This is a genomic window from Nitrobacter winogradskyi (assembly GCF_006539545.1).
GTDB classification, from domain to species: domain Bacteria; phylum Pseudomonadota; class Alphaproteobacteria; order Rhizobiales; family Xanthobacteraceae; genus Nitrobacter; species Nitrobacter winogradskyi_A.
Genome location: NZ_BJNF01000045.1, coordinates 1 through 4,440, shown reverse-complemented (window position 1 = coordinate 4,440; position 4,440 = coordinate 1). Strand labels below are relative to the sequence as shown.

The window sequence follows — 4,440 nt, the reverse complement described above, 5'->3', positions numbered from 1 at the left end:
ACACTTTTCCTCATCCCGCTCTAGGCCAAAAAGAAAATCACCACCCGCGTCCGGTTTGCCGCAAGGAAATACCGCTCGTCAATAACCCTGCCCCATTTTCCGGCCGCAACGGTCGCCTCCCCGCAGGCACGAGCACACACCACCGGAGCCGGCATGGTGTAGATTCATTGTCAATTCAGTCCGCAGACTCCTACCACCCTTAACCACGTCCGGTCTGCTTCCATCGCGTGCATGGAAGGTGGTTGCGATGTGTGCCCTTGAAGATCTTTTCTTGATTCTCTGCACAATGATTGTCGGTGTGCTCGCTTTGTATTGCGTTCGCGGGTGGTTGCTGCTCATGAACAAGGTAGCGGTGAGCACTTGTCCGCGATGCGGCCTGACCATGACGATGGACCAATCCGTTGCGGTCGCAAGACTGGTCCGCCGCTGCCCGCATTGCGAGAGAGAAGCCGACCCGCTCCAGGCGTCGGCGAGCGGCTGGATCAAAAGCTCGCTGAAACCGCCCGACTGAATTGCATCGAATGGTGCATTGCAAAGTCGCGCGGCCTTCGAACCGCTCTCGATCTCAGCGCGCTGCGAGGATCGCATCCCTGGCGGCGGCGATGTCGCCGGGACCGCCGACCGCGACGCCGGTCGCGTCCTTCGCGATGCGCTTTATGAGGCCGGTGAGCACCTTGCCCGCGCCGACCTCCACAAAATGCGTGACACCCTGGGCGGCCATATTGGCTACGCTTTCGCGCCAGCGCACCGTGCCGGTGACCTGCTCCACCAGCAGTTTCCGGATCGCGTCGGGATCGCTGACCGGAGCGGCGATGACATTCGCGACCACGGGCACCACCGGCCTGTTGACCGTGACCCTGGCGAGAGCTTCCGCCATGGCATCCGCAGCCGGTTGCATCAGCCTGCAATGAAACGGCGCCGACACAGGCAGCAGCATCGCGCGCCTTGCGCCTTTGGCCTTCGCGATCTCCACGGCCCGATCGACCGCCGCCTTGTCGCCGGACACGACCACCTGTCCGTCACTATTGTCATTCGCGGCCTCGCAGACCTGACCCTGCGCGGCCTCGTCGGCGACGGCCACGGCGACCTCATAATCAAGACCCAGCAGCGCCGCCATGGCGCCGTCGCCGACCGGAACAGCCTTTTGCATTGCGAGACCGCGCGTTCGCAGCAGCCGCGCCGTATCCGCGATGCTCAGGCTTCCAGCGGCCGCGAGCGCTGAATATTCTCCCAGCGAATGTCCGGCCACGAAGGCGGCATCCCGCGCCACGGATAATCCCGCCTCGGCTTCGAGCACGCGGAGAGCGGCGATGGAAACGGCCATCAAGGCCGGCTGGGTATTCTCGGTCAACTGCAGGGTTTCAGCCGGCCCGTCCCAGATGATGGCTGTCAATTTCTCGCCGAGGGCGGCATCCACTTCGTCAAAAACGGCCTTGGCCATCGGAAAAGCGTCGGCCAGCGCCTTGCCCATGCCGACGGTCTGGGAACCCTGCCCCGGAAAGGTGAATGCCGCTGTCATGCGCTCTCCCCCTGAAATCCCGGCCGGAGAGACACCGCGAGCCGGATGATGTCAAGGCGGTGGACGCGCGAGGCCCTTCACGAGGCTCTTTGTCGGTGCGGTGCTCGTCCGGACCCGATTGTTGGGTCCTAGAGCCTTCGGCGGCTTGTCCCTTGCAAGCGGCCCGAAAATCCGTATAACCCGCGCCATCCGCAGATCCCGGCCGGGAGCTGAACGGACGGTCTCAGCAATCTCACCTGTCTGGCGATATTGATGCGGCAGGGCTCATCGGCCCGTCGTCCCGTGCTTCCGCCTTCTGAGCTTATCCCGAGTCCTTTCCAAGGTCTCGAAGGGCTTGCCGCCGGGGTCCGCGCCAACTGAGGAAAGGACACCCATGCCTCTCTATGAGCATGTTTTTCTCGCGCGCCAGGACGCGAGCTCCCAGCAGGTCGAGGAATTGACCAACCAGATCACCGGCGTGATCACGGGACTGGGGGGCAAGATCACCAAGACCGAGAACTGGGGCGTACGTTCGCTCACCTATCGCATGAAGAAGAACCGCAAGGCGCATTTCGTGCTGCTCAACATCGATGGACCCGCCACCATCGTCAATGAGATCGAGCGTCAGGAACGCATTCATGAAGACGTCATCCGCTATCTCACCGTGCGGGTGGACGAACATGAGGAAGGCCCGTCCGCGATGATGCGCAAAGCCGATCGCGACCGTGAGCGCGACGATCGCGGTGGTGGTTTCCGCGGTGACCGCGGCCCGCGCAGACCGCGCGAGGAATCCGCCGCAGTGGTTGAGGAGTAAGAATCATGGCTGATGCCGGTGCACGCCGTCCCTTTTTCCGCCGCCGCAAGACCTGCCCGTTCACGGGCGCGAATGCGCCGAAGATCGACTACAAGGATTCCAAGCTGCTGATGCGTTACGTCTCCGAGCGCGGCAAGATCGTGCCGAGCCGCATCACTGCCGTCTCCGCGAAGAAGCAGCGCGAACTCGCCCGCGCGGTCAAGCGCGCGCGCTTTCTCGGCCTGCTTCCCTACGTTATCCGGTAACTCCGGGACTGGCGGCGGTGTTCGCGCTGCCGCCGGTCATCTTTCATAAATCATAAGGCTTTCGGATCATCCGCCGGCCGATGGTTGGGGCTCGAATGAGACCCCTAACCGCTCGAAGGGAGCGGGACAGCTGATGACTATGAACCTTCCCGTTGCAATCGCGGCCGGCTGTGCGTCCGCGCTGATGTTCGCCTCGATCATTTCGGGCGCGCTCATCTCGGTGCTGTTGTTCTATCTGGCGCCCCTGCCCTTGATGGTCGCGGCAATGGGATGGGGGCCTGCCTGCGCCGCGATCGGCGGCGCTTTCGCCGCCGTCAGCCTTGGCGTCCTGTTCGGCGTGTCCTATTCCGCCGCTTTCGTGCTGACGGTCGCGCTGCCGGCGTGGTGGCTGGGGCACCTGGTGCTGCTCGGCCGCCCGGCCGGCGTGGATACGCCGCCGCAACGAATCGAGCAGGCAACCATCCAGGAGACCGACGCAGCGCTGGCCACTCCGCTCCCGGTCGACTGGTATCCGCTCGGACGCGTCCTGGTCTGGATCGCCTGCTTCGCAGCGCTGACTACGACCGCCGCGCTTCTCACACTTGGTTCCGACGCATCGGCGATAACGGATGCCTTGCGGCGTGGTCTGGTTCGCATCGCCAAGGTGCAGGATGGAGCGTCCGGCGACCAGGCCTCGGAGGTTGTCGATGCATTTGTGGCCATCGCTCCCGCCGCTGCCGCGACCGTCGCGATGGCGACACTGACTCTCAATATGTGGCTCGCGGCCAAGGTCACCGCCGCCTCCGGCCGGCTGCGGCGTCCTTGGCCCGATGTGAGAGCAACGACACTCCCGCCAATGGCGCTGGTTGCGACGATGATCGCGCTGGCGCTGAGCTTCGTCGGCGGATTGCCCGCGATGCTGGCCCAGATCATTACCGCGTGCCTGATGATGACGTATGCACTGACGGGTTTCGCCGTGCTGCACACGATCACCCTGACGATGCGGAGCCGTGGGCTGTGGCTCGGCTCGGTCTACGCGATCGTGCTGATGTTCGTATGGCCCGTCATCACGGTCGTCGGTATCGGCATCGCAGACGCTGTTTTCGGGTTTCGCCAACGTTACCTGCAACGGCACACGCCTCCGCCGCTCACACCGAAATCGTGAATTCAATACAGTTGCTCAACACCTAACAAGAGGATCGAACATGGAAATCATTCTGCTGGAACGCGTGGCCAAGCTCGGGCAGATGGGCGAGGTCGTGAAGGTCAAGGACGGATTCGCCCGCAACTTCCTTCTCCGCCGCGGCAAGGCCCTGCGCGCGACCGCCGAGAACCGGGCGAAATACGACGGCATGAAGGCCGAGCTTGAAGCCAACAACATCAAGGCCAAGGGCGAAGCCGCCACGGTGGCCGAGAAGATCAACGGGCGCGACATCGTCGTCATCCGCCAGGCTTCCGAAACCGGTCAGCTATTCGGTTCGGTCACGGTTCGCGACATCGTGGCGGCACTGGCTGCCGACGGCATTATCGTCAGCCGCCCCCAGGTCTGGCTCGATGCGCCGATCAAGACGATCGGTCAGCAGAAGCTGACGGTCGCGGTTCATCCGGAAGTCGAGGCCGAAATCACCGTCACGATCGCCCGCAGCGCCGACGAGGCAGAGCGCATCCAGCGCGGCGAGGACATCAGCACCCGACAGGAGGATCGTGACGCAGCCGCGGAAGCGATCGCCGCCGCCGGTGAATTCTTCGATCCGGACGCTCAACACGACGACGAGCCGGCTGCCGAGAACGAGCAAAACGCCGAGGAGAAGTAAAGGCGCGGGATGAAGCGCTTTGCGATTCAAACCGCTGTTCCTTTCGAGCCAGTCGCAGTGGGGCGGTTTTAGAGCGTTTTCAAGCGAAGT

The 4,440-nt window shown here is 63.5% G+C and carries 5 protein-coding genes; 4 read left to right on the top strand and 1 reads right to left on the bottom strand.

All coding sequences use genetic code 11. The annotated features are described in order from the left end of the window. Positions 1–565 precede the first annotated feature (565 nt). Positions 566–1,519, bottom strand: coding sequence for an ACP S-malonyltransferase (gene fabD, locus NWI01_RS09345; RefSeq protein ID WP_141383588.1), 954 nt, complete (start codon positions 1,517–1,519; stop codon positions 566–568). Positions 1,520–1,892: 373 nt separating this feature from the next. On the opposite strand from fabD, the gene rpsF reads away from it, so the two are divergent. From rpsF to rplI, 4 genes are all read left to right on the top strand, one after another. Next, positions 1,893–2,312: a 30S ribosomal protein S6 gene (gene rpsF / locus NWI01_RS09340; RefSeq protein ID WP_141383587.1), complete on the top strand. Its 420-nt coding sequence runs from the start codon at positions 1,893–1,895 to the stop codon at positions 2,310–2,312. A gap of 5 nt (positions 2,313–2,317) precedes the next feature. After that, complete coding sequence (gene rpsR / locus NWI01_RS09335) at positions 2,318–2,557, top strand: 30S ribosomal protein S18 (protein WP_011314951.1); 240 nt, start codon at positions 2,318–2,320, stop codon at positions 2,555–2,557. A gap of 133 nt (positions 2,558–2,690) precedes the next feature. Continuing rightward, a complete protein-coding gene (locus NWI01_RS09330) occupies positions 2,691–3,701 on the top strand; it encodes a DUF2232 domain-containing protein (protein WP_141383586.1) in 1,011 nt (336 codons plus the stop codon). Positions 3,702–3,741: 40 nt separating this feature from the next. Continuing rightward, entirely contained in the window at positions 3,742–4,350 is a 609-nt protein-coding gene (gene rplI, locus NWI01_RS09325; protein ID WP_141383585.1) for a 50S ribosomal protein L9, read from the top strand. Positions 4,351–4,440 lie beyond the last annotated feature (90 nt).